We start from the raw sequence: 25,345 nt of genomic DNA, 5'->3' as shown, positions 1-25,345 counted from the left end.
GTGCGCGGAAAGTCGGTGCAGGGGGCAACTTTTCGCGCACGGGTGCCGCAGGCGCACTCAGTTCTCGCAGGCCACGCCGTCGCCGTCGCGGTCGAGCTTGGAGCTGTAGCCAGCCTCACCCCGGTAGATCGGCGCGGCGCCTGCGGCGCGGACCGCCGAGCAGTTGGCGTAGTAGACGTTCGACGGCGCCTCGGCGACCACCGGCGCAGGCGGGACGTAGACGGGCTCCGGCTCCGACTCGGCCATGTAGACCGGCGCGGGAGCGGGCGCAGGGACGTACGCCTGGGTCGTCGTCGGGGGAGGTGCATAGACGGTCACGGTCTCCGGTGCCGGCGCGACGGTCGTCGGGACAACCGTGGTCGTCGTGGGAGCAATCGATGTCGTGGTGGGGGCTGTCGTCGTCGGACGTGCCGTCGTCGTCGAGACGTCGGCGATCGCGGGTGCGGCGAACGCTGCGGCGGCGGGAGCTTCCTCCGGCTCCGGCGTCGGAGCGGTGATACCGAGTGCCACCAACGCCGGAAGGAGAGCGACGGCCGGCGTCGCCCAGATCAGTCGGCCGCGCGAGGGCGCGACGAACAAGTACAAGCCGCCTGCAGCTGCCGCACACAGTCCGACGACGAGGCCGGCGAGGGAGAAATCGACAAGAGAGGTCAGCACGAACAGGACGCCGAGCACGAGCGCGACCCATCCGATGATCTTGCCGAAACGTGGTCGTGGAGTCTTCGGGCGCTCGGCACCGGGAAAGACATAGGGCTGGGAAAATGGATCGGTCATGACGGAGTCCTCGGGAATCGGGCTGTGGATACGGCGCACGAGCACCGCGGATCGACAGACCTGACCGAGGGGCTCCGAGCAGGAATCCGGCGGCCGCGGGCTGCTTCACGACTGACATCGCCGAATTCCGAGCACCATGTCGGTCGACGCGCCCGTCTCGTTACAGACCGATCAGAACTCTTTCCGAAGGTCGTCCTCCCCGAACGGCTCGGCGAGTTCGACGCCCGCGAGAACTGCACGCCGGAGGGCCTTCGGGACCTCGAGCGAATCGTCCTCTCGAGCGAGGACTTTCTGCTCCTGCAGCGAACGCACCCGGTAGTCGATCAGCTGTGCGGTGCGGAGATCCTCGTCCTCGAGCCCCTCGTAGTCCTCGTCGGCGTTGTCGAGAGGGAGGTCGTCGGTCATCGCAGCCAGCAACGTCTGCACGGCGAAGGTGTTGGCGAGACCCATCGAAACGTCGTCCTCGCTCGACGTCAGCTGATGTCGGATGTGGTGGGTGAGCAGGTCGCGGAGGGTGCCCAGCGACCGGGAGCGTAATCCGTCGACAGCAGGTCCCGGAACGACGGTCTCACCGTCGACCGCCAGAACGTCCGATGCGAAGGCTACGGCCCATCGATCGAGAGCGGTGAGGTCCACGAGCTCGGTGTTCTCGTTCGAGTCGCTCAGCGCCGTTGCCAGTTCGGGAACGTCCATCATCGACAGCCCGGGCCCGACTCGGTCGACGATCTCGTCGAGGCCTGCAATCAACGGGAGAGCGGACAATGCGGTCGATTCGTCGTCCTCGGAGACGTCGGGAAGCTCGATGTCCTCCGGGGCGAGGATGTCGGGATCGTTGTCGATGAAGTCGGTGAGGTCTTCCATGACGTGCGCGAAGTCGTCGTCCGACCCGCTCCACCCGTCCGACTCGTCGAGGTAGGTCAGGAACTCGAGGACGGTCAGAATCATGTTGGATGCCGCTGCGGGGCCGTTGTCGGGATCGGAATCCTCGATGCGGGTGGCGGCGTCGACGAGGAAGTGCGCGTCGTTCGGCGTCCACGCGGTGGGGGAGAACCCGGGGTTCGCTCGAAGCATCTGGCCGAGCGTGGTTCGCACGAGGGAGACGATTCGATCGGCGTGTTCCGCCATCTCACCTTCGTCGAGCCACACAGCGAAATCGTCGAGGACGGCGGACGGCAGGGCCGGTGTGCGCGTCGACGACGACTGCTGACGTCGTTGTCGTGCCTTGATCTTGGCTGCGCGCTTCTGTCCTCGACTTGCCGGTCCTTTTGATCCCATGACGTCGAGAGTAATCGGGTCGCTCGTGCCGTCACACATCGATGGGCCGTGGCAACCGTCTACCGGCTGCCACGGCCCATCGATGTCCGTCGAGAGAAGTTGACTACCTTGCCAATTCGACGTCCGTCGCGGTTGCGTCGTCGTCCGCGAACGGGTCGCCGTTGCGTGGGGCGTTGTACCGATCCAGGTCGAGGATGCCCTCGCGCTTGGCGACGATGGCCGGAACGAGCGCCTGGCCGGTGACGTTGACGGCCGTGCGGCCCATGTCGACGATCGGCTCGACAGCGAGGAGCAGTCCGACACCGGCGAGCGGAAGTCCGAGCGTCGACAACGTCAGGGTCAACATGACGGTGGCGCCGGTGGTGCCTGCCGTTGCGGCGGAACCGATCACGGACACGACGATGATCAACAGGTAGTCCGTGAACGTCAGTCCGACGCCGTAGAACTGAGCGACGAAGATGGCAGCGATCGCGGGATAGATTGCGGCGCAACCATCCATCTTCGTCGTGGCTCCCAGCGGCACGGCGAACGACGCGTACTCACGGGGCACGCCCAGGTTGCGCTCGGTGACGCGTTCGGTGAGCGGCAGCGTGCCGATCGACGAGCGCGAGACGAACCCGAGCTGTGTGGCAGGCCATACGCCGGAGAAGAACTGACGAACCGAAAGGCCGTGAGCACGAACGATGATCGGGTACACGACGAAGAACACGATTGCGAGCCCGACATAGATCGACACCGTGAAGACGCCGAGCGAACCGATCGCGTCCCATCCGTAGGTTGCGACGGCGTTGGCGATCAGTGCAGCGGTGCCGATCGGTGCGAGGCGGATGATCCACCACAGAACCTTCTGCACGATCGCGAGCAGCGATGCGTTGAAGGTCAGGAACGGTTCGGCCTTCTCGCCGATCTTGAGTGCGGCAATTCCGATCGCAGCGGCAATGACGAGCAACTGAAGGATGTTGAAGCTCAAGGAAGACGTTGCGGTGCTGGCGAATCCGTCACCGGCAGCCGTGGTCGTCACGGACGTCTTCGAGCCCAGAGCGAAGAAGTTGTTCGGTACGAGCCCGGTCAGAAACGACCACCACGAGCCGACACTGCTCGGATCCTTGGCCGACGACATCTCGACGCCGGTGCGTGAACCGGGTTGCGCGACGAGGCCGATCACGATGCCGATGATCACTGCGATGAACGCGGTGATCGCGAACCACAGAAGTGTCTGCACGGCCAGCCGGGCAGCGTTGGCGACCTGACGAAGATTTGCAATGGAGCTGACGATCGCAGTGAAGACCAGAGGTACGACGGCGACCGTGAGCAGCTTCACGTAACTGGAGCCGATGGTCGCGACGGTGCCGACGAGCCAGTTCTCGTTGCCGTCGGCGGCGTCGGGCATCGACCGAGCAATGAGGCCGATGACCACACCGAGCACGAGGCCGGCGACGATCTGAGGTCCGAAGGACTTCGCCCATGCGGGCACGCGAGATGGACGGGTAGCGCGGGGCGCAGACATGAACATGCCTTTCGAGAAAGAGAAAACGAGGAAGAGTCCCCGAATCAGAGAAGAAGGTGCCGAGTCGAATCGGTCACCGACAGATAGCGCTCGCCTGCAAACGGAGGTCGACGTAGCGTCGACTGGTCAGGAAGGGCATCACTTACTGGAGGTTACCCCTAGGCCCGAACGCCACCCCCAGCGCCCGGGCCAAGGCATCACCTACGGCGGGAGATCGTGAAGGTGTCGACGACGGTCGGCTTGCCCCATACGAACGGCGGAGGGCCACCCGTCAGTCGGCGCGCAATCTTGCGGTTGTCGTCGAAGACCTGCTGTATCCAGAGTACGGCCGTCGCCACTGCCACCTGCACGAGGTGCGCGACCGTCTCTGCGAAGCTCTGCAGCACCGTGTGGGGAGGCTCCACATCGGTCGGGATCGAACCGAAACATGGCCTGCCCGATGTCGCTGAATGCCTCGTCGATCGACGTGGCGGCCATCGCGATTCCAGTTGCCGCGCGCCGGACGCGGTCGCAGTGCTCGTAGTCGTAATCGTGCTCGTCGTACTCCCGCTGTGTAGTCATGCGCGGGAAGGTAGCGGAACCTACCGACAAGAATGTTCGAAAGATGTTGCGCGACAGTAAAAGTCAACGATTCAATAATTTACTCGGAATCCGCCGATGAGGGTGATGGCGTTGCCGTCGGGGTCCTCGATCGCCGACAGTCGCACGCCCTTGCTCGCGTCGACGATGTCTGCAGCGACGATTCCACGCGTCGCGAGTTCTTCGATGTGCTTCTCGAGATCGTCGACGGCGAAGTTCAGCATCGACGAGCCGGCACGCACGGGATCGACGGTCACCTGCACCCAGGCGCCCTCGATGACCTGCCACTCGACGAGGGTAGGCATCGGGTTGTTGTCCGCAGGTCGAGAGAAGAACGCTTCGTAGAAAGCATTCGCCTTGTCGAGGTCCGCGACGGGCACGACTGCGAGGACGTGTGCGAGAGCCATGGTTCTCCGATCGAAGTCGAAATACGGTCGGAGAGGTCGACCGTCGTCGACCCTGAAAGTCATCGTGCGTGCGAATGTACAGCCGGCTGTACATTCGCGCGCACGTGCGGCGCAGCCGCCCGTCAGGCGAACGTCTTCTTCAAATGCGCGACCACGCCCTCGACGGTGGCAGGCGATTCACGATGGCCGAGGTAGCCGTCCGGCCGAATGACCAGGGCAGAGGGGCCGTCGATGCCGTACGCCTTGGCGAACTCGCCATCGGCGTCGACGACGACGGTCAGCACCGACTCGACCGGCCCCGACGACAGCAGATAGACGTCCACCAAGCCGTGCGCGGCGGCTGTCGCGGCGTCGGCGAGATCCTCCATCTCGTCCGGTGACCCGTCGGCATAGAGCAGCAGGGTGTGATTCACCCCGCCGAACAGTTCGAACAGCCGAACGGGATAGGCCACCATGTCGCGGGTGAGACCGCGGGCGTCGGGCGCACGCTCGCCGGGCTGCACCGTCGTCGCCGACGCGTCGGCCTCGGAGATCAGGGGGCTGTCGGCGTAGGAGATCAGCAATTGAGCCTGCCTGCGCATGGCCGTCTCGACCGACGTCTCACCGGCCCCGATTCCCTCGCGCGCGCTACGTACCGTCCGACCGACCACTTCTTCGCCGACGGGTCGGCGTTCGGCGTCGTAGGTGTCGGTCAGTCCTGGCGATGCGACGCCGCGGACGGCCAGCGCGACCTTCCACGCGATGTTCTGGGCATCCTGGATTCCGGTGTTCATACCCTGTGCGCCGGTCGGTGGATGGATGTGTGCGGCATCCCCTGCGACGAACACTCGACCACGACCGTAGGCGTCGACGATGCGGTGGCTGATGCGGAACACCGACGACCAGCGCAGGTTCGACGCGGTCGTCGGTTCGGGGGACAGCTGGTCGAGGACGGCTTGGATGTGTCGTAGCTCGGGTGTGGCGCCGCCCGAGAAGCCGTGTGCAATGCCGTCGGCTCCCGCGTCGGGTGCCGAGAGTTCCGGAGGCACGAGCATCGACATGCGGTAGCGGCGTCGACCCGGAAGCGGAATCGCGACGAGGATGCCGTCCTGGGATCCGTCGTCGGCGGTGTGCGAGATGCGAATGCCGTAGCCGGAAGGCAACGACCAGTCCACCTCGACGTCGCCGAGCATGTAGCCCTCGGCGAATGCGTCGCCCTCGAAGGTCAGGCCGAGTTGTTTGCGCACGACACTGTGTGCGCCGTCGCCGCCGATCAGATACTGCACGCGCTGGGACGTTCCGTCGCTGAGCGTCGCGGTGACGGCATCGTCGTCCTGCGTGAAACCCGCGAGGGCAACTCCGCGTTCGACGGTCCCGCCGAGTTCGGCCAACCGTTCGCGCAGGATGCGCTCGGTCTCGTACTGAGGGAGCATCGCGAAGCCGTAGGGGACGTCCGCGGGCAACGAAAGCTCGATGCGTCCGACCTCGGAGCCGTTCTGGAACATGATCTGCCCGCGCATCATGATGGCCGCGTCGAGAACGGCGTGCAACACACCGATGTTCTCGAACACTTCGAGCGTACGAGGCTGAATGCCAACGGCTTTTGCGTACTGCGGCGGTTCCGTCAGCGGGTCGATCACACGGCACCCTATGCCCCGTCTGCGCAGCTCGATCGCGGCCGTGAGGCCGATCGGCCCGGCTCCTGCCACCAGTACCTCGACGTCCATGTCGCCACCCATCGTCTCGTGGTCCTTCTTGCCCGACATTGTCGAGCGGGGATACGGCTACGAGAGAGGTAAACGCCGGAAGTCATGCGGAACGGGTGAGGAGCCGGACCGGTGGGTCAGAGCTCGCTGGTGATGCGGTGATAGATACCGCCGGAGGTCAGGCCGCCGTCGACGACCATCTCTGTTCCGGTGATGTAGCGGGACGCGTCGGACAGCAGGAACGCAACCGACTCGGCGATTTCCGACGCGTCGGCGACGCGTCCGGCGGGCACCGACTTCAGGCTCGTGTCGACGAAATCGGACGACCCCGAATGCAGCAGGGGAGTGTCGACGAGTCCCGGGTGAATGGAATTGACGCGCACCCCGTGTTCGGCGAACTCGAGCGCGCCTACCTTGGACAGCCCGCGGACACCCCACTTGCTGGCGCCGTATCCGGCCGCGAAGTAGCCGACCATGCCCGCGATCGACGAGACGTTGACGATCGAGCCGCCGTCGCCCCTCTTCAGAAGCGGCGCACAAGCTTTCATGCCGTAGAAGACGCTGGACAGGTTGATGTCCATGACCCGTCGCCAGTCCTCGATCGTGGTGTCCTCGATCCCGAACCGGTGGCTGACGCCCGCGTTGTTGACGAGGCCGTGCAGATCGCCGTCGGCTGAGTCGATACGGGAGGCGAGTTCGGTCCACGACGCGGGTTCGGTGACGTCGAGCTGGAAGAACTCCGCCTGTCCGCCGCCGGAGACGATTTCGTCGACGACGGACAGCCCGGGTTCGACAGCGATGTCGGTGACCCACACCTTGGCGCCACGAGCGGCCAGCATCGAAGATTCGACTCGTCCCATACCGCTGCCGGCACCGGTGACGACGATGGATGTGCCGTCGAAGTTCATGGCTCTATCCCGTCTTCAGCTCGGTGCCCTTGGTCTCGGTCACGAAGAAGACCGCGACGAAGGTGAGCAGCGCGCAGAAGACGAAGTAGCCGGCCGGGGCGAGGGCGTTGCCCGTCAGCGAGATCAGCCACGTCGCGATGAACGGAGCCGTACCACCGAGCAGCATGTTGGTGGTGTTGTTGCCCAGAGCGAGACCGCTGTAGCGAACCGACGTCTTCAACATCTCGACGTAGGTGACGTACGACGCGCCGTTGACCACCGAGACCGCGATGAACAACACCGACTGGCCGACGACGGCCTGCCACAGGCTTCCGCCCGCCATCATCATGAACATCGGAACGCCGAGGATGATCGACGCGAGGCTGCCGCCGAACAGCACGGGCTTGCGACCGTACCTGTCGGCCATGTACCCGGCGATGGGGAGCGTGATGACACCGAGCACCAGAGCCAGCGACGTCGACAGGAACGCTGCCTGCGCGCTCTGGCCACCCTCGGTCTTCAGATACGTGGCCGCGTAGACCGAGGCGATGTAGTAGCCGCCCGTGATGAGAGCACCGAGGAAGATGATCTTCACGACGCTTCCGCCGGACGTGCTCAGGAGCTCCGAGATGGGCAGCTTCTTCGTCTCGCCCTTGTCCTCGAGCTCTTTGAACTCCGGGGTGTCGTCGAGCCTGCTCCGAATCCAGATGCCGACGCCACCGATGACGAGACTGAGCAGGAACGGGATGCGCCACGCCCACGAGAGGACCTGCTCTTCGGTGAAGATCGTGTTCAGTCCGAGCGCACACAGCGACGCCAGCAGCGATCCGAGGTAGGTGCCGGTATTGACCATCGACGTCTGCGTGGCACGCCAACGGGTGGGTGCGGACTCGGAGACGAACGCGTTCGCGCCGCCGAGCTCACCACCCGCCGCGAAGCCCTGCAGGCATCGGCAGAGCACGAGCACCGACGTCGCCCACACTCCGAGCGTCACGTAGGTGGGAAGCAGGCCGATACCTGCGGTGGCGATGACCATCAGCAGGATCGTCCAGGACAGGGCGTTCTTGCGGCCGTACTTGTCACCGATGTGTCCGAAGAAGATGCCGCCGGGCACGCGCAGGAAGAACGCGACGGCGAACGCCGCGAACGTACCGAGCAACGCTGCGGTCGGATCCTCGGATACGAAGAACAGTGCGGCGATCGTGGTGGCCATGTAGCCGTAGATGCCGAAGTCGTAGTACTCGACGACGGTTCCGACGACTGCAGCGCGGATCACCGTCAACGGGGATTGCTTCACCGTGGTCGGCCCATCGGCGTGGTTGCTGTGCTCGGGGTGCACGGCGCTCTCGTTCGTGGTCATGACTGCTTCCTCAAAGGGTCAAGGGTAGGGAGTGCGGGGATCAGATCGGCAGAGCAGCTGCGGTGGACTTCACGCGCGCTGCAGTGCGGCCTGCGATGCGGCCCATCGTCAGCGCGTTCGCGACGGCGTTGCCGCCACCGACGTAGCGAAGGCCGAGAACGCCTGCCCCTGCCTCACCGGCTGCGAACAGTCCGGGGATCGGAACACCGTCGGTGTCGAGAACGGCTGCGTTCTGGTCGATTTCGAGGCCGGCATGGGTGCAGACCAATTCGGCGGGAAGGATGCGTGCGGCGTAGAAGGGCCCTCGATCGATCGGGTCCGGATCCGCCGTACTGCCCTTGTTCGCCAACGTGCGATGGCGTAGGAAATCCGGGTCCTCACCGTTCGGCAAGTTCTCGTTCCACCGCGCGACCGTGGCCTTCAGGGTGTGTGCGGGTACCTGCATCAACGTGGCCAGCTCGTCGAGCGAGTCCGCGCGCAGGGTCCGTCCCGCCTCGGCTTCCTCGGCGACGCGGTCGGCGGCCCAATCGGCATACCCGACAGGCAGATTCACGCGGGCGTTCTCGTCGAAGACAATCCACGCCGATCCACCCTGATGATCGATGATTCCCGTGGAAACCGCATACGAGGCGTCCTCGTCCATGAACCGTCGACCGGCGGCGTTGACATAGACGCGCGACTTCGGCGGAAAGCCCGACTGCCAGTGGTGGTACCGCTGGAAGTAGACCGTCGGGAGCATGAGGCCCCAGCCGTCCCCGGTGATCGACGCGTCGACCGCGTCGGCGAACCGCAGATGGTCGCCGCGGCTGCCGTCGGCCGCGACCACGAACAACGATTCGCCCGCTTTGTTCGCAACCGGGTAGTGCTTGTCGACGAACGTCGGATCCTGCGCGAAACCTCCGGATGCGACGACCACGGCACCCGCTCGAAGTTCGACGTCGTCGGCGATCACACCGACGACGCGGCCGTTCTCGGTGAGCAAGGCCTGAACCCGGGTGTCGAGAACGACCTCGATCCCGTGCCGTCGTCGCGCGGCGTCGAGTACCTGGACGAGGCCGTATCCCTGATCCTTCGGCACGTGCCCACGCCAGACGTCCTCGACACCTGCCTGGCTGAGCCCCGGCTGGTGCGCGTTGCCGGACACCTTCGCCGGGATCTCGACACCGAGATCGATGAGCCACTCGAGCGTCGGGGCCGCGTTCTCGCAGAACGTACGGATCAGTCCGGGAGCCAGCATCCACTGGTTCAGATCCATGTAGTGCTGGAAGTACTTCTCGGCGCTGTCCTCGATGCCGAGTTCGCGCTGGACGGACGTTCCGGCTGCGGTGAACAATCCAGCGGACAGGGCCGTCGAGCCTCCGAGCTCCTTCATCGCCTCGAACAGCAGCACGGACGCGCCGTTCTCGGCGGCGGTGACGGCCGCCGCGAGCCCCGCACCGCCACCACCGATGACGACGACGTCGTAGTCGATGTCGGTCGAATCAGACATGGCGCGATCCACCGTCGACGGCGATGCTGTGCCCGGTCACGTAGCGGGCGCTGTCCGACAGCAGGAACAGAAGCGGTCCGAAGACTTCCTCCGGGGCACCGAGGCGGTGCAGCGGAACCGCGTCGAGAGCCTTCGCGAGGGCCTCGGGATCTTCCTGGACCCACCGCGTCATCTCGGTGTCGATGTAGCCCGGCGCGATGGAGTTGACGCGGATGCCGATGTCGCCGAACTCGACGGCGAGCGACTCCGTCAGATGCGCGACGGCTGCCTTGGATGTGCAGTAGGCGCCGCGACCCTTACGGACGCGCAGAGCCGACACCGAGGACATGTTGACGATGGCGCCGCCCTCGCCCATGTGGCGGGCCGCGGCCTGTGAGCCGAACAGCACTCCTTCGACGTTGACGCTCAGCGTCGCGTTGATCTGCTCGGGCGTGATGTCGGCGGCCAGCGCGAACGGGAAGATGCCTGCATTGTTGATCCAGAAGTCGATACGACCGAACTCGGCCAGAGCCGTCTGCGCAAGAGCTTCGTGGTCCTCGGCAACGGTGACGTCGATGCGGGCGCCGACAACCTTGCCCGGCTCGGAGACGAGCGCGTCGGTGGCCAGCTCGCCGTTCAGCTGCTCCGCTGTTTCCTTCATCTGCGCGTCGTTGATGTCGGCGCCGACGACGTTCACACCGCGAGCCGCGAGGCCCTTGGCGAACACCGAGCCCATTCCGCGTGCCGCGCCGGTGACGACGGTGACCTTGCCCGCGAGTTCGGGGTAGACCGCGGTCATCGTGCGGTCGACGACGCGTCCGGGATTGGTGCCTGTCATGAATTCTCTCCTCGTGCAACAGATGTCTCGATCGGGTCGGTCGTGCGGTCCCGTCGGGGAGGGCTTGCGACGTCCCGAGATGTGTGCGATAATCGCACGCAGCGTGCGATACGTATCGAACTGTAGGTGGTCCACCTCACACACGTCAATAGGGGCGACTCATGACTCACGTTCAGCCAGGTCGAGAGGCTGTTCAGCTCGACTCGGGCATGTCCAAGACGCTGCATCACGGCCTCGTCGTTCTGGAATTGCTGGCCGAGCGACCGAACGGTCTCTCGATCACGGAGATCGCCGACGGCATCGGGGTGCATCGCACGGTCGCTCATCGACTCGTGCGGACGTTGGAAGCGCACCATCTGTGTCGGCGTGACGACTTCAAGCGAATCACGTTGGGCGCCGGTCTCGTCGCGCTCGCCGAACCCGTCGAGCAGGATTTGCGGACCGTGGCGCGCCCGGTGCTCGAAGAACTCGCCGATCAGCTCGGCGCGACGGTCCACCTCGTCGTGCGCGAAAACAGTAGCGAGGTAAGGGCATTGATGGTCGTCGAGCCGCGCGGAGCGAAGGTACACGTCGCGTTCAAGGGCGGCCAGGTGGACCCGATCGACCGAGGCTCGGCAGGTTTGGCGATGTTGGCATCGTTGCCGGCCGTGGAAGGCGAGCGCGAGGAAGTGACCCGGGCCCGCGCCGTCGGCTACGCGGTCACCCAGGGTGAGGTCATTCCGTCGGTAGGTGGTGTGTCAGCGGTGATTCCGGGCCGCCGCGGCGACGCGTTGGCAAGCCTCGGCGCATCAGTCTTCGAGATCGACGACGAGAAGCGCCTCGGTGCAGCGGTCGTCGCCGCGGCGGCACAGTTGGGGCGGTTGTTGCGTTAGGCCGGAACGATACAGCCTCGGACGTCACCGAAGCCGATGCGGGGCCCGTTCGGTCCGGGTGCGCTGGCGGCGATGACGACGTCGTCGCCGTCCTCGAGGAACGTGCGGGTCTCGTCGCCGAGTGAGACCGGTTCCTTTCCGCCCCAAGTCAGTTCGATGAATGCCCCGCGTTGGTTCTTCTCCGGACCGGAGATGGTGCCCGACGCGAACAGATCACCCGTGCGTGAGGTGGCGCCGTTGACGGTTTCGTGGGCGAGCATCTGGGCGGGGGACCAGTACATCTCGCGGTACGGCGGGTGCGCGACGTCGTATCCGTTCCACGTGACCGTCAGATCGATATCGAGTGCCCAGGACTGTGTTTCGCGCAGATACTCGAGCGGCTCGGGATCCTGCACAGGCGTCGAGACACGAGCCGCTTCGAGCGCGAGCAACGGCACGACCCACGGCGAGATCGACGTCGCAAAGCTCTTTCCGAGGTTCGGCCCAAGCGGAACGTATTCCCACGCCTGGATGTCGCGTGCGGACCAGTCGTTGACGATCACAGCGCCGAACACGTGCTCCGCGAACCGATCCGGTGTGATCGGTGCATCCGACGGGACGCCGACGACGAAGCCCATCTCGGCCTCGATGTCGAGGCGCGCGCTCGGACCGAAGGTCGGCGACGCCTCGTCGGGCGCTTTACGCTGGCCGTTCGGGCGCGTGATGTCCGTTCCGGACACGACGACGGTGCCGGAGCGGCCGTGGTAGCCGACGGGGAGGTGCTTCCAATTGGGCATCAACGGATCCGAATCGGGCCGAAACAGACGACCCAGGTTGCTGGCATGATGTTCCGACGCGTAGAAATCGACGTAGTCGGCGACCTCGATCGGTATGTGCATCGTCACCGCGTCGACGGGATGGACTGCCTGGGCCGCAACGGAATCATGGGTGATGGCGTCGCTGATCGCGTCGCGAACCTCGACCCATCTGGTGCGGCCCTGGGCCATGAACGGATTGAGCGACGGGTTCGCGAAAACGTGGTCGCCCAGGGCGACAGCGAGGTCGATGACGTTGTCGCCGTACCGAATTCCGACTCGTGGGTCGGTTCCGTCGGTCGAGAAGACGCCGTACGGGAGGTTGTCGATTCCGAACTCGGAATCAGGGGAAATGTCGATGTGTGTCATGAAGGCTCCTTCGGAGTCGTGAGCAGAAATGCGTAGAGGGCTATACATTCGCGCTCACGTGGGGTCGATGAGTCCTAGTGCGACGAGGTCGTCGAGGGGTTCTCGGATACTGCAGGTACCGAACGACAGAAATACTCGTTCGGTGTCGATCGCAGCGACTTCCTTCGCGACGACGTCAGGATCGCGGATCGCGAGGATGCTGCTCAGTTCGTCCGTCCCGGCGCCGCCTGCCGCGGCCTGCGCTGCCAGCAGCACGTTGAGATAGCCGTGCTGCTCGAAACCGCTGCCTGCGCCGGTGTTCCGGATCGCGTGATGCAATCCTGCGGTGGCTTTGAACCGAATTCCGCGACGCGACGCCTCCGCGAAGGCGGCGGCCAGTTCCGCTTCGCCCGGATACAGATCGGCCGTGATGCCTCCGGTGCGAAACTTCGCGCGGTAGCCGCGGCGTTCGACCGCGTCGAGGATCTCGGGTCGACGGTCGTCGCGGGGGATCTCGACGTAGACGTCGATGTCGTCACCGACGGCGTCGAGTGCAGTCAGGTCGGTGCCGTCGGGAATCGCCACCTCGACAGCAACGACGGATACACCCGGAATCGACCGCGCCGCTTCGATTCCGGGGACAACGCTCGACGGGCCCCCGGGCGCCGTGAGCGAGACGTGCATCGGCGCCGGGACCGACGTCAGTTCTCCCAGCCGGGGGATCGGGAAGACGAACGGTCCGACGAGATCTGCAAACGCCGCGTCGCGGTAGCCGAGGTGCTGCGGCACCGCGACGCCCAGAGGTGCATTGCCGGGTGGGAACAGGGCCGCGTCGTCGCACAGGCCCTGGAATTTCGCGGGGATCACGACGCGGGTCCCCTGCCGGCCCACGTCCATGCGTACGCGGTGTCCTCGCAGGCGAGCGCGCCTTCGCCGAGTTCGAGCGGACGGAACGTGTCGACCATGACGGCGAGCTCGTCGAAGAACTCGACGCCGATGCTGCGTTCGTACGCGCCGGGTTGCGGGCCGTGTGCATGGCCGCCGGGGTGGATCGAGATCGAGCCCTGTCCGATACCCGAACCCTTGCGGGCTTCGTAGTCACCACCGACGTAGAACATGATCTCGTCGGAATCGACGTTGGAGTGGTAGTACGGCACCGGAATCGACAACGGGTGGTAGTCGACCTTGCGTGGCACGAAGTTGCAGATGACGAAATTGTCGCCCTCGAACGCCTGATGCGCAGGCGGCGGCTGGTGCACGCGACCGGTGATCGGCTCGTAGTCGGAAATGTTGAACGTGTACGGGTACAGGCAGCCGTCCCAGCCGACGACGTCGAACGGGTGGTTCGGGTAGACGTAGCGGGTGCCGACGATGCCGGTGGAGCCGCGGTGCTTGACGAGGACCTCGACGTCGGTGCCCTCGACGAGCAGCGGTTCGCTCGGCCCGTGCAGGTCGCGTTCGCAGAACGGTGCGTTCTCGAGAAGCTGGCCGTACTTCGACAGGTAGCGCTTCGGCGGCACGATGTGGCTGTTCGCCTCCATCGCGTAGGCGCGGACCTCGCCGTCGGGAACCCAGCGGTGCGTCGTCGCGCGGGGGATGAGTACGTAGTCGCCTTGACGTGCCTGCAGTGCGCCGAAGACGGTTTCGACCGTGGCGCTGCCGGATTCGACGTACACCATCTCGTCACCGATCGAATTGCGATACAGCGGCGACGGTTTCGCTGCGACGACGTACGAGATGCGGATGTCGGCATTGCCGAGAATCAGACGACGGCCGGTGACCACATCGGTCTCCGCGACGACCTCCGGCGGGAAGAGATCGTGCAGCTTCAGGTGGCGCGGCTTGAGCGGGTGGTTCGGCGTCGTCGACTGATCGGCCAACTCCCACACCGTCGCATCGACGATCGCCGACGGAATGTAGCGGTGATAAAGCAACGACGAATCGGAGGAGAAGCCCTCCTCGCCCATCAGTTCCTCGTAGTACAAACCGCCGTCGGGAGTCCGATGCTGCGTGTGACGCTTCGGCGGTACCGATCCGAGCTGCCGGTAGTAGGCCACGGGAATCTCCTAGATGTGTCCAGAGCTGATAGTAAACACATTAACTAGTTGGACGTGACCCACGCAACCCCGTAGGACGTCAGTTGCGCCCTCGGACATCGAACTGGCTGCGGTTGGTGATCAGCTTGTTCAGCAGCATCACCAGAATGCGCTGCTCGGGCTCGGTCAGCACGCTCGCCCAAGCGTTCTCGCGTTCGTTCTGGTCGGCGAAGGACTCGACCATGCGGGCGTGGCCCTCCTCGGTGAGTGCGAGACGCACCGAACGGCCGTCCGTTTCGTCCGGGGTGCGTGCGAGCAGGCCGTCGGAGATGAGGGTTTTCGACAGATTCGACACCGCGGCACGGCTCATGCCGGTCAGTTCGGCTGCGCGTTTCGGTTCGATCGGGCCGGCCAGCCACGTCACGAACAGCAGACGGAACGACGACCAGGACCAGCCGCGCGGCCGATGGATGGATGCCTCGAGGTCGTACGTAACGATGTTCGACGCGCGGTTCAGTGTCAGCAGTACCTCGGTGGCGAGCTGGTGCTCGAAACCGTATTCGGACGCGAGCTTGGTGTTGGCGGTCTCGATGAACGACCAGAAATCGGGTTCGGCGGAATCGGTCACCCGACCACTGTAGTCAGTGGCATTTAGTTAACAGATATATCAAGTGTCGTCGCGCGACACGGTGCGGTTCGCGATGAGCCACCGGCCGTCCCGGAGAACGACGCGATCGTGCACGGCGGTGAGGCGAACGATTCGCGTGTCACCGCCGCGGGGAGTCGCGACGATCTGCAGGTAGCAGTCGACGGTCAGTTCGTCGTCGGCCACGCGATCGATCGCCAGGTTCGTGATGACGTGGCGACGCCTCTCCTGGGCATCCGCTGCGCTGTCGGAGAACCGTTGCGCGAATGCGGTCAGCGCTGCGGTACCGACCTCGGGTTCGGGGTAGCTGGGCGAATCGAAGACGCCGTCCCCGGTGAACGTGGCGGCCCACTCGGCCGCTCGCCCCGAATCGATCGCGTGACTCTGGCGACCGTAGAGCAGCTGGACGGCGACGGCGGTGGCGGTATCGATCATCGGTGTAGTCCTCGAATCCGACGGCGTTGGTGCGATAAACGCACGCGCAGTGCGATTGAACGCGTCGAGAGTATGTCGGTGCCTCGAGTAGGGTCAAGTAGCCGGATCGGGGAGAAGCGGGAAAGCGGGGAACGACGTTGGTACTGAAGGTCCATCGCGCGGCACGGTCCAGCGCGCTCGCCTCCGGGCTGGTCGAGGTTCTGTCCACCCCGCTCGCCGATCCCTTCGTCGCCGAGGTCGTCGCCGTGCCTGCACGTGGTGTCGAGCGGTGGTTGACGCAACGGCTGTCGATGTCGCTCGGCTCGTCCAAGGCGGACGGAATCTCCGCCAACATCCAATTTCCCTCGCCCGCATCACTTGTCGACCAGGCTCTTGCTGCGGTCGACGGGCTCGACGCAGACCAGGACCCCTGGGCCAGAGGCCGGATGTTGTGGACGATTCTGCAACTCGTCGACGAGTCTCTGGGGCAGCCGTGGTGTTCGGTACTGGCTGCCCATCTCGGCCACGGTGTCGACGAGGAGCGAGCGGGACGGCGTTGGTCCACCGCGGCGCACCTGGCCGATCTGTTCCGAAGCTACGCCGCCGATCGGCCGTCCATGCTCGTCGACTGGGCTGCAGGCGTCGACACCGACGGGCTGGGTGCATCGCTGACGCCGGACCTTCTCTGGCAGGCAGAGTTGTGGCGGGCGGTGCGAGCGCGGATCGGTTCGCCGAGTCCGGCGGAGCGGTTGGAGCCCAGTTGCGCTGCGCTCGTTGCCGATCCGTCGCTTCTGGACTTGCCGGAAAGAATCTCGCTCTTCGGCCCCACTCGCCTGACCACCGATCAGCTTCGGGTGATCGCCGCGATGGCGGATCGACGCGACGTCCACATGTGGATTCCGCATCCCAGCCCTGCGATGTGGGACGGTCTGACTGCGGCGCCCCGACCGCGTCGTCGGCGCGAGGACCGGTCGGCCGTCGCAGTGTCGCATCCCCTGCTGTCGAGCCTTGCACGTGATGTTCGCGAACTGCAGGGGCGACTCACGAGTCTCGACGTCGCGATCGATCATTCCGTCGTGCCGGACGACGCGACGCGCGCGACGCTGCTCGGGCGGGTGCAGTCCGACATCGCACACGACCGGACACCGACCCGTTCCGCGGAACCGGACGGCACCATCGCGGTACACGCCTGCCACGGCGCACCGAGACAGGTGGAAGTACTTCGTGAATGCCTGCTGCGCCTGTTCGACGAGGATCCGACGTTGCAACCACGCGACGTTCTGGTGATGTGCCCCGACGTCGAGACCTATGCGCCGCTGGTGCGGGCTACGTTCGGACAGCGTGGGCTCGGACATCCGGGACACGAATTGAGGGTTCGTCTCGCCGACCGCGGTCTGCGGCAGACCAACCCGTTGCTGGCAGTCGTCGCGGCGTTGCTCGACCTTGCCGTCGACCGGGTCACGGCAAGTCAGGTGCTGGACCTCGCGGCCTTCGAGCCTGTGCGACTGAGGTTTTCGTTCACCGACGACGACCTGGAACGGCTACGTGAGTGGACGCAGGCATCCGGTGCGCGGTGGGGGATCAATTCGCGGCAACGCACGAGATACGGACTGGGCGACTTCGGTCAGAACACCTTCAACTTCGCGATGGACCGGCTGCTGCTCGGCGTCGCCGCCGACGAGACCGCGCACGAATGGCTCGACCTCGCACTTCCGCTGGACGACGTGGACGGCAACGACATCGATCTCGCCGGAAGACTCGCGGAATTCGTCGACAGGCTCGCCGTCGTCGTGCGGGATCTGCAGGGGCCGCAGGCGACAGCGAGGTGGCGAACCGCTCTCGTGCGTGCGCTCGACCTACTCACCGACACGACCAGTGCTCAGTCATGGCAACGGGCACAAGCGCTTCGAGAACTGCACGACGCGACCCAGCACGGTGACGAATCCGAACTCCGGCTGGCCGATGTGCGCGCGATGCTCACGCGGGCGCTGGCCGGACGACCGTCGCGTGCCAACTTCCGTACCGGAGAGCTGACCGTGTGCACGATGGTGCCGATGCGCTCGGTTCCGCACCGGGTCGTCGTGCTCCTCGGTCTCGACGACGAGGTATTTCCCCGCGCGGGTGGCGTCGACGGCGACGACATCATGGCGCGCAATCCAGCTCCCGGTGAACGCGACGTTCGCAGCGAAGACCGCCAACTGTTGCTCGACGCGGTGATGTCGGCAGGAGAGAAGTTGTTGCTGTTCTACACCGGCGCCGACCCGGTGACCGGGATGGTCAAGCCGCCCGCGATTCCGCTCAGCGAATTGCTCGACGTCGTCTCGACCACGGCCGGCGCCGACGTGGTGCGTCGGCACCCGCTGCAGCCGTTCGACGCGCGGAACTTCGACCCGCGCGCACCCCTCAGTTACGACCGTGCAGCGCTGGACGGCGCGCGTGCAGCGGAGCAGGAACCCGTACCCGCACCGGCATTCCTTGACGCTCCTCTGCCACCGAGGCAATCCGACGACATCGATCTGAACGAACTCATCGCCTTCGTCGAGCATCCGATCGCGGCATTTCTGAAGCAGCGCATCGGAATTCGAGTGCCTGATCTCGAAGACGACGTGTCCGACTCGCTGACCGTCGCGCTGGACGGGCTGCAGAAGTGGGACATCGGCGACCGGATGTTGGCCGAGAGGCTGGCGGGAACTCGGGTCGAGGATTTCCGCGCTGCGGAGTGGCGTCGGGGAACGCTGCCGCCGTTCGCACTCGGAGAGGCGCAGCTGCAGGACATCACGCGGGGTGTCGATGCGCTGGTCGAGGTCGCCGAAGACGTGCACGGTGGTGATCCGGACGTTCTCGACATCTCGATCCGTCTCGAATCGGGGCGGCGTATCACCGGCACCGTCACCGGAATTCACGGCAGCACGATTGCCAGGACGTCGTACTCGCGGCTGGCAGCGAAACATCGCATCGCCGCGTGGGTGCGGGTGCTCGCCGCGCAGGTTCAGGACGACTCACGGCGGTGGACGGCCGTCACCACCGGCCGAGGACCGGGTCGTCGTGCAGCGTGGCGGTCGACGATCGACGCGCCGATGGATGCTCTGGACCAACTCGAACGGCTCGTTCGACTCCGCGACGCCGGACTGGCGAGCCCATTGCCGGTCGGTCCTGCGGCGTCGGCTGCGTACGCAGAGAGGCGTTGTCGCGGTGCCTCTCACGACGAAGCGATGGATGCCGCCGAGAAAGCCTGGAACGACAAGTTCGGCGACGTCACCGACAAGAGCATCGGCTACGTGTACGCCGGCGCCCCGTTCACGGCCGTTTCCGACTCACCGCCCCGTCCTGACCTGCCGCGATGGGGTGACGAGACGACGGCGTTCGGAACGGTCGCATGTCAGCTGTGGAGTCCGCTTCTTGCCGCCGAGACCGAGGGGCAGCCGTGAACGACTTCGATCTGCTCGCACCGTTGCCCACCGGCACGACGGTGCTCGAGGCCAGCGCGGGAACGGGCAAGACCTATGCCATCGTCGGTCTCGCGACCAGGTACGTCGCGGAGGGCGTCGCAGACATCTCGCAGTTGCTGCTCGTGACTTTCTCGCGTGCGGCGACGCAGGAACTGCGCGAGCGGACACGCAATCGCTTCGCGGAAGTGGCTGCAGCGCTGCAGGATCCGTCGGCGTCGACGCACGCGGATGCGCTCGTTCGCTTTCTGGCGGACGCGTCGGAGCACGAGGTCTCCGTACGTAGGCTCCGGTTGCTCAGGGCGCTGTCGGACTTCGACTCGGGCACCATCGCGACGACACACAGCTTCTGTCAACGCATGCTCGACGGTCTCGGCATCGCCGGAGAGCGCGAGCCCGAGGCAACATTGGTCGAAGCCGTCGACGACCTGACCGCCGAGGTGGTCGACGACATCTATCTGCGGCGGTACGCCCGGTCCGAATTCGACCCGCCGATCGGACCGGCCGACGCGCGGCAAGTGGCGCGGCAGGCAGTACGGGACAGGCAAGCTCGGCTGGTTCCCGAACCGGGCGAGGATTCCGAGGCAGGGCATCGAGTTCTGATCGCGGAAGAGGCTCGCGCGGAGGTGCAGCGGCGCAAACGGGCTGCCGGAGTGCGCGATTTCGACGACTTGCTCGGCCTTCTCCACGGCGTACTGACGGACCCCGAACACGGCGAGTCCGCGTGTGCCCGAGTGCGGGAGCGATTCCGAGTCGTCCTCGTCGACGAATTCCAGGACACTGACCCGCTGCAGTGGGACATCTTGCGACGCGCGTTCCACGGGACGTCGACGCTGCTTCTGGTCGGTGACCCCAAGCAGGCAATCTATGCCTTCCGCGGGGCCGAGGTGCTCAGCTACCTCGACGCCGTCGCCGTCGCGGATCGACATCTCGAATTGAAAACCAACTGGCGCAGCGACTCCGGATTGTTGCAGGCGCTCGAGACCGTGTACGCGGGTGCCGCGCTCGGCCACGACGACATCGTCGTCCACCCCGTCGGATCGAGCAACGACGGGTCACGAATGGCGGACGCCCCGCCGCTGAGGGTGCGCTACTTGCCCAGAACGGGGGCCGGTCCGCTGGGCCGAGCGGGCTTTCCCGTCGTGGGTGTGCTGCGGGATCGCGTCGCCGACGACGTCGCCGCCGATATCGTCGACCTGCTCGAATCCGGGACGCAACTGACGCTGAATGCGTCGGGACGCGCCGTCGAACCCGGTGACATCGCCGTACTCACACGAAACCGCGGGCAGATCGCGATGGTGCGTGACGCGTTGGATCGGGCGGGAGTGCCGTCCGTTCTCGCCGGTGGCTCCAGCATCTTCGAGACCCCGAGTGCGACGCAGTGGCTGTGGTTCCTGCAAGCGTTGGAGCAGCCGCATCGATCCGATCGGGTGCGTCTCGCCGCGCTGACCCCGCTGCTGGGTTGGACCGCGAAGACTCTCGACGAGGGCGGCGACGATGCGGTGGCCGACGTCAGTACCAGCCTGCGTGAATACGGAATGCTGTTCGCGCAGGCCGGGTTCGCTGCCGTGTTCGAGAAGCTGTCGTCCGAGACGCGTCTCGAGGCGCGCCTGCTCGGATTACGTTCCGGGGAGCGCCATCTCACCGATCTCCGACACGTCGCGCAGCTGCTCAATCGTGCGGCGGTGGAAGAATCGTTCGGTCCGAGCGCGCTGACGCGATGGCTCACCGACCGCATCGAGGATCCTGCGTCGGGCAGCGTCACCGATCGCAGTCGGCGGCTCGACAGCGACGCGGCCGCCGTCCAACTGGCGACGGTACACGCCAGCAAGGGGTTGGAATTCCCGATCGTCTACATCCCGTACGCCTGGGACGCGGCGAAGAATCCTTACCCGAGCACCCTGCTGCTGCACGATGACGACGGTCGCCGCGTTCTGGACGTCGGTGGGCGCACCGGACACGGGTATGCTGCGCGAAAACTCTTGTCGGACAAAGAGGAAGCCGGGGAAGAGCTCCGCTTGCTCTACGTCGCGTTGACGCGTGCACAGTGTCAGGTCGTGCTGTGGTGGGCTCCGTCGTTTTCGACATCGGCATCCCCGCTCCATCGGCTGCTCTTCGCGCGCGTTCCCGGCATCGCTCAACCGGACGAGAAGTCGAAGGTGCCCGACGACGCCGCCGTCGGACACCTCTTCGAATCCTGGGCCGGATCGGCAGGGGGACTGATCTCGGTCGAAGCCACGCGGGGAGCGTCGCCGCGACCGATTCGGGCAACGTCGGCAGGTGCCGGCATCGAACTCGATGCAGCGACATTCCGCCGCACGCTCGACATGCAGTGGCGTCGGACGTCGTATTCGGCGTTGACGGCGTCGGCGCACGACGCGCCGGGTGTCTCCAGCGAACCGGAATCGCCCGTCAAGGACGACGAACCCGAGGAAGCGCCGCCGATCGACGACGCACTGGACGGAATACCGTCGCCGATGAACGGACTACCTGCAGGTGCGGCGTTCGGCACGTTGGTGCACGAGATCCTCGAGCATCTCGACACGTCGGCCGTCGATCTGGACGCCGAGGTGCTGGCGAGATGCACCGAGGCCGTCGACGAGCGTCTCGCGGACATCGACCCGCGCGCGCTCGCCGACGCGCTCCTGCCGGTGCTGCGTACACCGCTCGGCTTCGGCACACTCGCCGACATCGCGCCGACGGACCACCTGGCGGAGTTGGACTTCGAACTTCCGCTGGCAGGTGGCGACGACCCCGTAACGAGGATCGTCACCCTTCGCGGCATAGCTGCGCTGATGCGCGAACACCTGCCGTCCGACGATGCGCTCTCCTCGTACGCCGAGCAACTCGAGCACCTCGAATCCTCGCCGCTGCGTGGATATCTCACCGGAAGCATCGACTCGGTGTTGCGCATCGCCGGTCCGAGGTACGTCGTCGTCGACTACAAGACGAACAGACTGTCGCGGGGTGATCTGACGGTCATGCATTTCACCCGCGAACGCATGGCGCAGGAGATGCTGAGGTCGCACTACCCGCTGCAGGCGTTGTTGTATTCCGTTGCGCTGCATCGGTATCTGCGATGGCGCCAACCCGGATACGATCCCACACGGCATCTCGGCGGTGTTCAGTACCACTTCGTCCGGGGCATGGTCGGTCCCGAGACCCCGGCGGGTTGCGGTGTGTTCGACTGGAACCCACCCGTCGAACTCGTGACATCGGTATCGGATCTATTGGCGGGAATCGAACCATCATGATCGACGCGCAACTCGTGCAGCGCGCCAAGGGCCGGCTGCGTGTGTTCAACGAAGCGGGCGTGCTCGCGGCCGCGGATGTCCATGTCGCACTGCGGCTCGGCGCACTCGGGGGAGAATCGTCCGACGACGTCATGTTCGCGACGGCGCTCGCGGTCCGCGCCGTACGATCCGGCTCGGTCTGCCTCGACCTGCACCGGCTACGCGACATCCCGGTCGACGAGGATTCCGACATCGATGTCGACGCCCTGCCGTGGCCCGAGTTGGCCGACGTGCTGGCCGCGCTGCGCGCGAGTCCACTCGTCGTCGGCGGACAACGGGGTCCGCTGCGGCCACTTCGGTTGGTCGACACGGACGAAGGTGAGCTGCTCTACCTCGATCGGTACTTCCTGCAGGAGCGCACCATCCGGCACGTGCTCGACAGCAGAGGACTCACCCGGCCGCGCGTGGACGCCGAAGTGATTCGCGCGCAACTGGATTCGCTGTTCGTCGACGCCACAGGTGCACCGACTCCAGCGCCGGATCGCCAGCGGATCGCCGCAGCGCTCGCGGCGACACAGTGGACAGCCGTCATCGCCGGTGGTCCGGGAACCGGCAAGACACACACCGTCGCGCGAATCCTCGCGATGTTCGTGCGCCAGCTCGGCCCGTCGATCCGTATCGGTCTCGCAGCGCCGACCGGTAAGGCCGCGGCTCGTCTGCAGGAATCGGTCACCGAGCAGTCGGCGGAGCTCGGGCTCCCCGACGGCCTGACCGCGATGACCCTGCACCGGTTGCTCGGATGGCAACGAGGAAGCAAGAGCCGATTTCGGCACAACGCGTCGAACCGGTTGCCGTACGACGTCATCGTCGTCGACGAGACGTCGATGGTGTCGCTGACGATGATGTCTCGACTGCTCGAGGCCGTCCGAGCCGATACCCGGTTGATCCTCGTCGGCGACCCCGATCAGCTGACGTCGGTCGATGCAGGCGCTGTGCTGGCCGATCTCGTGGCGCGACCCGTGCGAGCAACCACGGATCCGGCGCTCGCCGACGTCATCGCCGGAGACCTCGACGCGCAGGACGACCCGAACGAGGCAGCGCTGGCACCGGTCGAGCGACACCGCCTGAGCAGCGGCGTGGTCCGGCTGAGCCGTGGGCGACGGTTCGGCGGTGCCATCGCCGAGCTCGCCGTCGCCGTGCGCGACGGTCGGGCGGACGACGTGATGACCTTGCTCGACAGCGGCCACGAGCAGTTGTCGTTCCACGCGCCGACGGACCTGGACGCCCTGCACGCGGACATCCTGAGCACCGCAGCCGCGGTCACCGACGCTGCGCGTGCAGGTGCCGCGTCGGATGCGCTGACGAGACTGGAGTCGCATCGACTGCTGTGTGCGCATCGGCAGGGACCGTTCGGCGTGCAGGACTGGGCACGTCGGGCGATGGAATGGGTGGGGGAGGCGTCGGGCGCTTTTCTCGATCCCACCCGCTGGTATGCGGGTCAGCCCCTGCTGGTCACGGCCAACGATCACGAGGCACGGATCTACAACGGTGATACCGGAGTGGTGGTCGACGTCGGCGACGGTTCGCTGATGGCAGCTTTCCAGCGGGGTTCGCTGCCCCAACTGGTGCATCCGAACGTGTTGTCGTCGGTGCAGACGGTGTACGCGATGACGATTCACCGCAGCCAGGGAAGCCAGTACGACACCGTCTCGGTGATGCTCCCGGCTCAGGCGTCGTCGCTGCTGACGCGAGAGCTGCTGTACACCGCGATCACCCGCGCCCGACGACACGTGCGGATCATGGGTACGGAAGCCGCGGTGCGGGCGGGCGTCGAACGTCAGGTGCTACGAGCCAGCGGACTTCGCCGCACTGTCCGGCCCTGACGAGGTGGCGCTGCCACCGACCCGCAGGCTGTCCGCAGTGTGCGACCACGAACGGGCCTGGCGCCGCCACACCCGCGAGGACATCTCGGATCCGTCGGTGCGGCAACGGTCGGCGTGCTCTGCGCATTCGCGGGCATGAGCGCGGGCGAGAATGCGGAGTTCGCGCAGATCGGCGGTGCCGCAGACCGATCTGACGGTCGCCGAGTCCACGATCGATCCGACGAGCTCGCAGAAGGTGTGCAGCGACCGAAGGGGGGTCGGCAGCGAGTCGACCGACGGTGTGACGGATCGCGTGGTGGCTGCACGAGGACGGACGTCGTCGGTGACGTGTGTCAGCGCAACCGGGCCGCTGCCTTCTTCGCCGGGGCCGACCGTCCACGCGCTGAGAAACGACGGATGCGGGACGTTCCAGACTTCACGGAACGTGGCAATTGCGACGGTTGCGAGCAGGTCGGCCTCGTCTCGTGGGCCGTCGAGCGTGTAATCCATGATCGTTCCGTCGGCCATCGGCCGGCCGGGCTCGGACCATCCGAGGCCGTGCAGCCTGCGATCGCACGCGTCGCGGTCCGGGTCTTCCGGATACAAGTAGGACGGGAGAGCCGCGACGCACACCATGCGCTCGGCGTCGACCGCCACTACGTCGACGTACGGGCGCTGACCACGTTGGCCATGTGATGCCTGGGCCGATGTGATGGTGATGTAGGTGCCCTCCGGCATGGTCGCGACATGCACCGCGAGATTGCTCTCGAATCGATGCCATGCGTCCGCCACGACCGCGTCGAACCCCGCGTCGAACCCGCCGACGCGGCCTTCACGTCCAGCACCCACATGCGCTCCTTCGTCGATCACCGTGTGCACTCTCGAAGTCCAGCAGAAGTGAAGATAGCCGGTGG

At 65.8% G+C, this 25,345-nt stretch carries 20 protein-coding genes; 4 read left to right on the top strand and 16 right to left on the bottom strand.

Annotated features, from left to right (window positions below):
• Nucleotides 1-57: 57 nt before the first annotated feature.
• From DK926_RS22015 to DK926_RS21970, 10 genes are all read right to left on the bottom strand, one after another.
• Nucleotides 58-774: an excalibur calcium-binding domain-containing protein gene (locus DK926_RS22015; RefSeq protein ID WP_114332203.1), complete on the bottom strand. Its 717-nt coding sequence runs from the start codon at nt 772-774 to the stop codon at nt 58-60.
• A 171-nt stretch (nt 775-945) separates the two neighbouring features.
• Nucleotides 946-2,049, bottom strand: a complete 1,104-nt coding sequence (locus DK926_RS22010; RefSeq protein ID WP_243636962.1) for a hypothetical protein — start codon at nt 2,047-2,049, stop codon at nt 946-948.
• Nucleotides 2,050-2,152: 103 nt separating this feature from the next.
• Nucleotides 2,153-3,556, bottom strand: coding sequence for a dicarboxylate/amino acid:cation symporter (locus tag DK926_RS22005; protein ID WP_114332201.1), 1,404 nt, complete (start codon nt 3,554-3,556; stop codon nt 2,153-2,155).
• A gap of 197 nt (nt 3,557-3,753) precedes the next feature.
• Complete coding sequence (locus DK926_RS22000) at nt 3,754-3,942, bottom strand: hypothetical protein (RefSeq protein ID WP_114332171.1); 189 nt, start codon at nt 3,940-3,942, stop codon at nt 3,754-3,756.
• Nucleotides 3,943-4,188: 246 nt separating this feature from the next.
• Complete coding sequence (locus DK926_RS21995; RefSeq protein ID WP_114332200.1) at nt 4,189-4,542, bottom strand: VOC family protein; 354 nt, start codon at nt 4,540-4,542, stop codon at nt 4,189-4,191.
• 122 nt (nt 4,543-4,664) lie between these two features.
• Nucleotides 4,665-6,248 (bottom strand): FAD-dependent monooxygenase, encoded by a 1,584-nt coding sequence (locus tag DK926_RS21990; RefSeq protein WP_114332199.1) that lies wholly within the window; start codon nt 6,246-6,248, stop codon nt 4,665-4,667.
• A gap of 116 nt (nt 6,249-6,364) precedes the next feature.
• A complete protein-coding gene (locus DK926_RS21985) occupies nt 6,365-7,135 on the bottom strand; it encodes an SDR family NAD(P)-dependent oxidoreductase (protein WP_114332170.1) in 771 nt (256 codons plus the stop codon).
• A gap of 4 nt (nt 7,136-7,139) precedes the next feature.
• Nucleotides 7,140-8,474: an MFS transporter gene (locus DK926_RS21980; protein ID WP_243636961.1), complete on the bottom strand. Its 1,335-nt coding sequence runs from the start codon at nt 8,472-8,474 to the stop codon at nt 7,140-7,142.
• A 40-nt stretch (nt 8,475-8,514) separates the two neighbouring features.
• Complete coding sequence (locus tag DK926_RS21975) at nt 8,515-9,963, bottom strand: FAD-dependent oxidoreductase (RefSeq protein ID WP_114332196.1); 1,449 nt, start codon at nt 9,961-9,963, stop codon at nt 8,515-8,517.
• Nucleotides 9,956-10,780: an SDR family oxidoreductase gene (locus DK926_RS21970; protein WP_243636960.1), complete on the bottom strand. Its 825-nt coding sequence runs from the start codon at nt 10,778-10,780 to the stop codon at nt 9,956-9,958. The genes DK926_RS21975 and DK926_RS21970 overlap by 8 nt, the downstream gene beginning before the upstream one ends.
• Before the next feature lie 209 nt (nt 10,781-10,989).
• Between DK926_RS21970 and DK926_RS21965 the strand changes: the two genes are divergently transcribed.
• On the top strand, nt 10,990-11,652 hold the full coding sequence (locus tag DK926_RS21965) for a helix-turn-helix domain-containing protein (RefSeq protein ID WP_240930920.1): 663 nt from the start codon (nt 10,990-10,992) through the stop codon (nt 11,650-11,652).
• On the opposite strand, the gene fahA is transcribed toward DK926_RS21965, so the two are convergent.
• From fahA to DK926_RS21940, 5 genes are all read right to left on the bottom strand, one after another.
• A complete protein-coding gene (gene fahA, locus DK926_RS21960; protein ID WP_114332169.1) occupies nt 11,649-12,815 on the bottom strand; it encodes a fumarylacetoacetase in 1,167 nt (388 codons plus the stop codon). The genes DK926_RS21965 and fahA overlap by 4 nt on opposite strands.
• A gap of 54 nt (nt 12,816-12,869) precedes the next feature.
• Nucleotides 12,870-13,691, bottom strand: a complete 822-nt coding sequence (locus tag DK926_RS21955) for a hypothetical protein (protein ID WP_114332168.1) — start codon at nt 13,689-13,691, stop codon at nt 12,870-12,872.
• The gene (locus DK926_RS21950; RefSeq protein WP_114332167.1) at nt 13,658-14,851 is read right to left on the bottom strand and encodes a homogentisate 1,2-dioxygenase; all 1,194 of its coding nucleotides are present in this window, start codon (nt 14,849-14,851) and stop codon (nt 13,658-13,660) included. Before DK926_RS21950 ends, DK926_RS21955 begins: the two co-directional genes overlap by 34 nt.
• Before the next feature lie 79 nt (nt 14,852-14,930).
• Nucleotides 14,931-15,458, bottom strand: coding sequence for a MarR family transcriptional regulator (locus tag DK926_RS21945; protein WP_068427152.1), 528 nt, complete (start codon nt 15,456-15,458; stop codon nt 14,931-14,933).
• A gap of 39 nt (nt 15,459-15,497) precedes the next feature.
• Nucleotides 15,498-15,911, bottom strand: a complete 414-nt coding sequence (locus DK926_RS21940; RefSeq protein ID WP_114332166.1) for a nuclear transport factor 2 family protein — start codon at nt 15,909-15,911, stop codon at nt 15,498-15,500.
• 137 nt (nt 15,912-16,048) lie between these two features.
• Between DK926_RS21940 and recC the strand changes: the two genes are divergently transcribed.
• Genes recC through recD form a run of 3 tightly spaced genes read left to right on the top strand, consistent with a single transcriptional unit; the run spans nt 16,049 to nt 24,452 of the window.
• The gene (gene recC / locus DK926_RS21935; RefSeq protein WP_114332165.1) at nt 16,049-19,318 is read left to right on the top strand and encodes an exodeoxyribonuclease V subunit gamma; all 3,270 of its coding nucleotides are present in this window, start codon (nt 16,049-16,051) and stop codon (nt 19,316-19,318) included.
• On the top strand, nt 19,267-22,590 hold the full coding sequence (locus tag DK926_RS21930; RefSeq protein WP_114332164.1) for a UvrD-helicase domain-containing protein: 3,324 nt from the start codon (nt 19,267-19,269) through the stop codon (nt 22,588-22,590). The genes recC and DK926_RS21930 overlap by 52 nt, the downstream gene beginning before the upstream one ends.
• On the top strand, nt 22,587-24,452 hold the full coding sequence (gene recD, locus DK926_RS21925; protein ID WP_114332163.1) for an exodeoxyribonuclease V subunit alpha: 1,866 nt from the start codon (nt 22,587-22,589) through the stop codon (nt 24,450-24,452). Before DK926_RS21930 ends, recD begins: the two co-directional genes overlap by 4 nt.
• On the opposite strand, the gene DK926_RS21920 is transcribed toward recD, so the two are convergent.
• Complete coding sequence (locus DK926_RS21920; protein ID WP_243636959.1) at nt 24,414-25,280, bottom strand: hypothetical protein; 867 nt, start codon at nt 25,278-25,280, stop codon at nt 24,414-24,416. The two genes, recD and DK926_RS21920, sit on opposite strands and share 39 nt — an antisense overlap.
• Between the last annotated feature and the right edge of the window lie 65 nt (nt 25,281-25,345).

It is taken from the genome of Rhodococcus sp. Eu-32 (assembly GCF_003336925.1).
In the GTDB taxonomy this organism is placed as follows: domain Bacteria; phylum Actinomycetota; class Actinomycetes; order Mycobacteriales; family Mycobacteriaceae; genus Rhodococcoides; species Rhodococcoides kyotonensis_B.
Note: the sequence above shows the minus strand (reverse complement) of the source record. Positions and strands in the feature narration are given on the sequence as shown.

Bases quoted from the DNA above. Each gene is read 5' to 3' on its own strand.
- DK926_RS22015 (WP_114332203.1), bottom strand. From the start codon at position 774: ATGACCGATCCATTTTCCCAGCCCTATGTCTTTCCCGGTGCCGAGCGC.
- DK926_RS22010 (WP_243636962.1), bottom strand. From the start codon at position 2,049: ATGGGATCAAAAGGACCGGCAAGTCGAGGACAGAAGCGCGCAGCCAAG.
- DK926_RS22005 (WP_114332201.1), bottom strand. From the start codon at position 3,556: ATGTCTGCGCCCCGCGCTACCCGTCCATCTCGCGTGCCCGCATGGGCG.
- DK926_RS21995 (WP_114332200.1), bottom strand. From the start codon at position 4,542: ATGGCTCTCGCACACGTCCTCGCAGTCGTGCCCGTCGCGGACCTCGAC.
- DK926_RS21990 (WP_114332199.1), bottom strand. From the start codon at position 6,248: ATGGACGTCGAGGTACTGGTGGCAGGAGCCGGGCCGATCGGCCTCACG.
- DK926_RS21985 (WP_114332170.1), bottom strand. From the start codon at position 7,135: ATGAACTTCGACGGCACATCCATCGTCGTCACCGGTGCCGGCAGCGGT.
- DK926_RS21980 (WP_243636961.1), bottom strand. From the start codon at position 8,474: ATGACCACGAACGAGAGCGCCGTGCACCCCGAGCACAGCAACCACGCC.
- DK926_RS21975 (WP_114332196.1), bottom strand. From the start codon at position 9,963: ATGTCTGATTCGACCGACATCGACTACGACGTCGTCGTCATCGGTGGT.
- DK926_RS21970 (WP_243636960.1), bottom strand. From the start codon at position 10,780: ATGACAGGCACCAATCCCGGACGCGTCGTCGACCGCACGATGACCGCG.
- DK926_RS21965 (WP_240930920.1), top strand. From the start codon at position 10,990: ATGTCCAAGACGCTGCATCACGGCCTCGTCGTTCTGGAATTGCTGGCC.
- fahA (WP_114332169.1), bottom strand. From the start codon at position 12,815: ATGACACACATCGACATTTCCCCTGATTCCGAGTTCGGAATCGACAAC.
- DK926_RS21955 (WP_114332168.1), bottom strand. From the start codon at position 13,691: ATGGACGTGGGCCGGCAGGGGACCCGCGTCGTGATCCCCGCGAAATTC.
- DK926_RS21940 (WP_114332166.1), bottom strand. From the start codon at position 15,911: ATGATCGATACCGCCACCGCCGTCGCCGTCCAGCTGCTCTACGGTCGC.
- DK926_RS21930 (WP_114332164.1), top strand. From the start codon at position 19,267: ATGTCAGCTGTGGAGTCCGCTTCTTGCCGCCGAGACCGAGGGGCAGCC.
- recD (WP_114332163.1), top strand. From the start codon at position 22,587: ATGATCGACGCGCAACTCGTGCAGCGCGCCAAGGGCCGGCTGCGTGTG.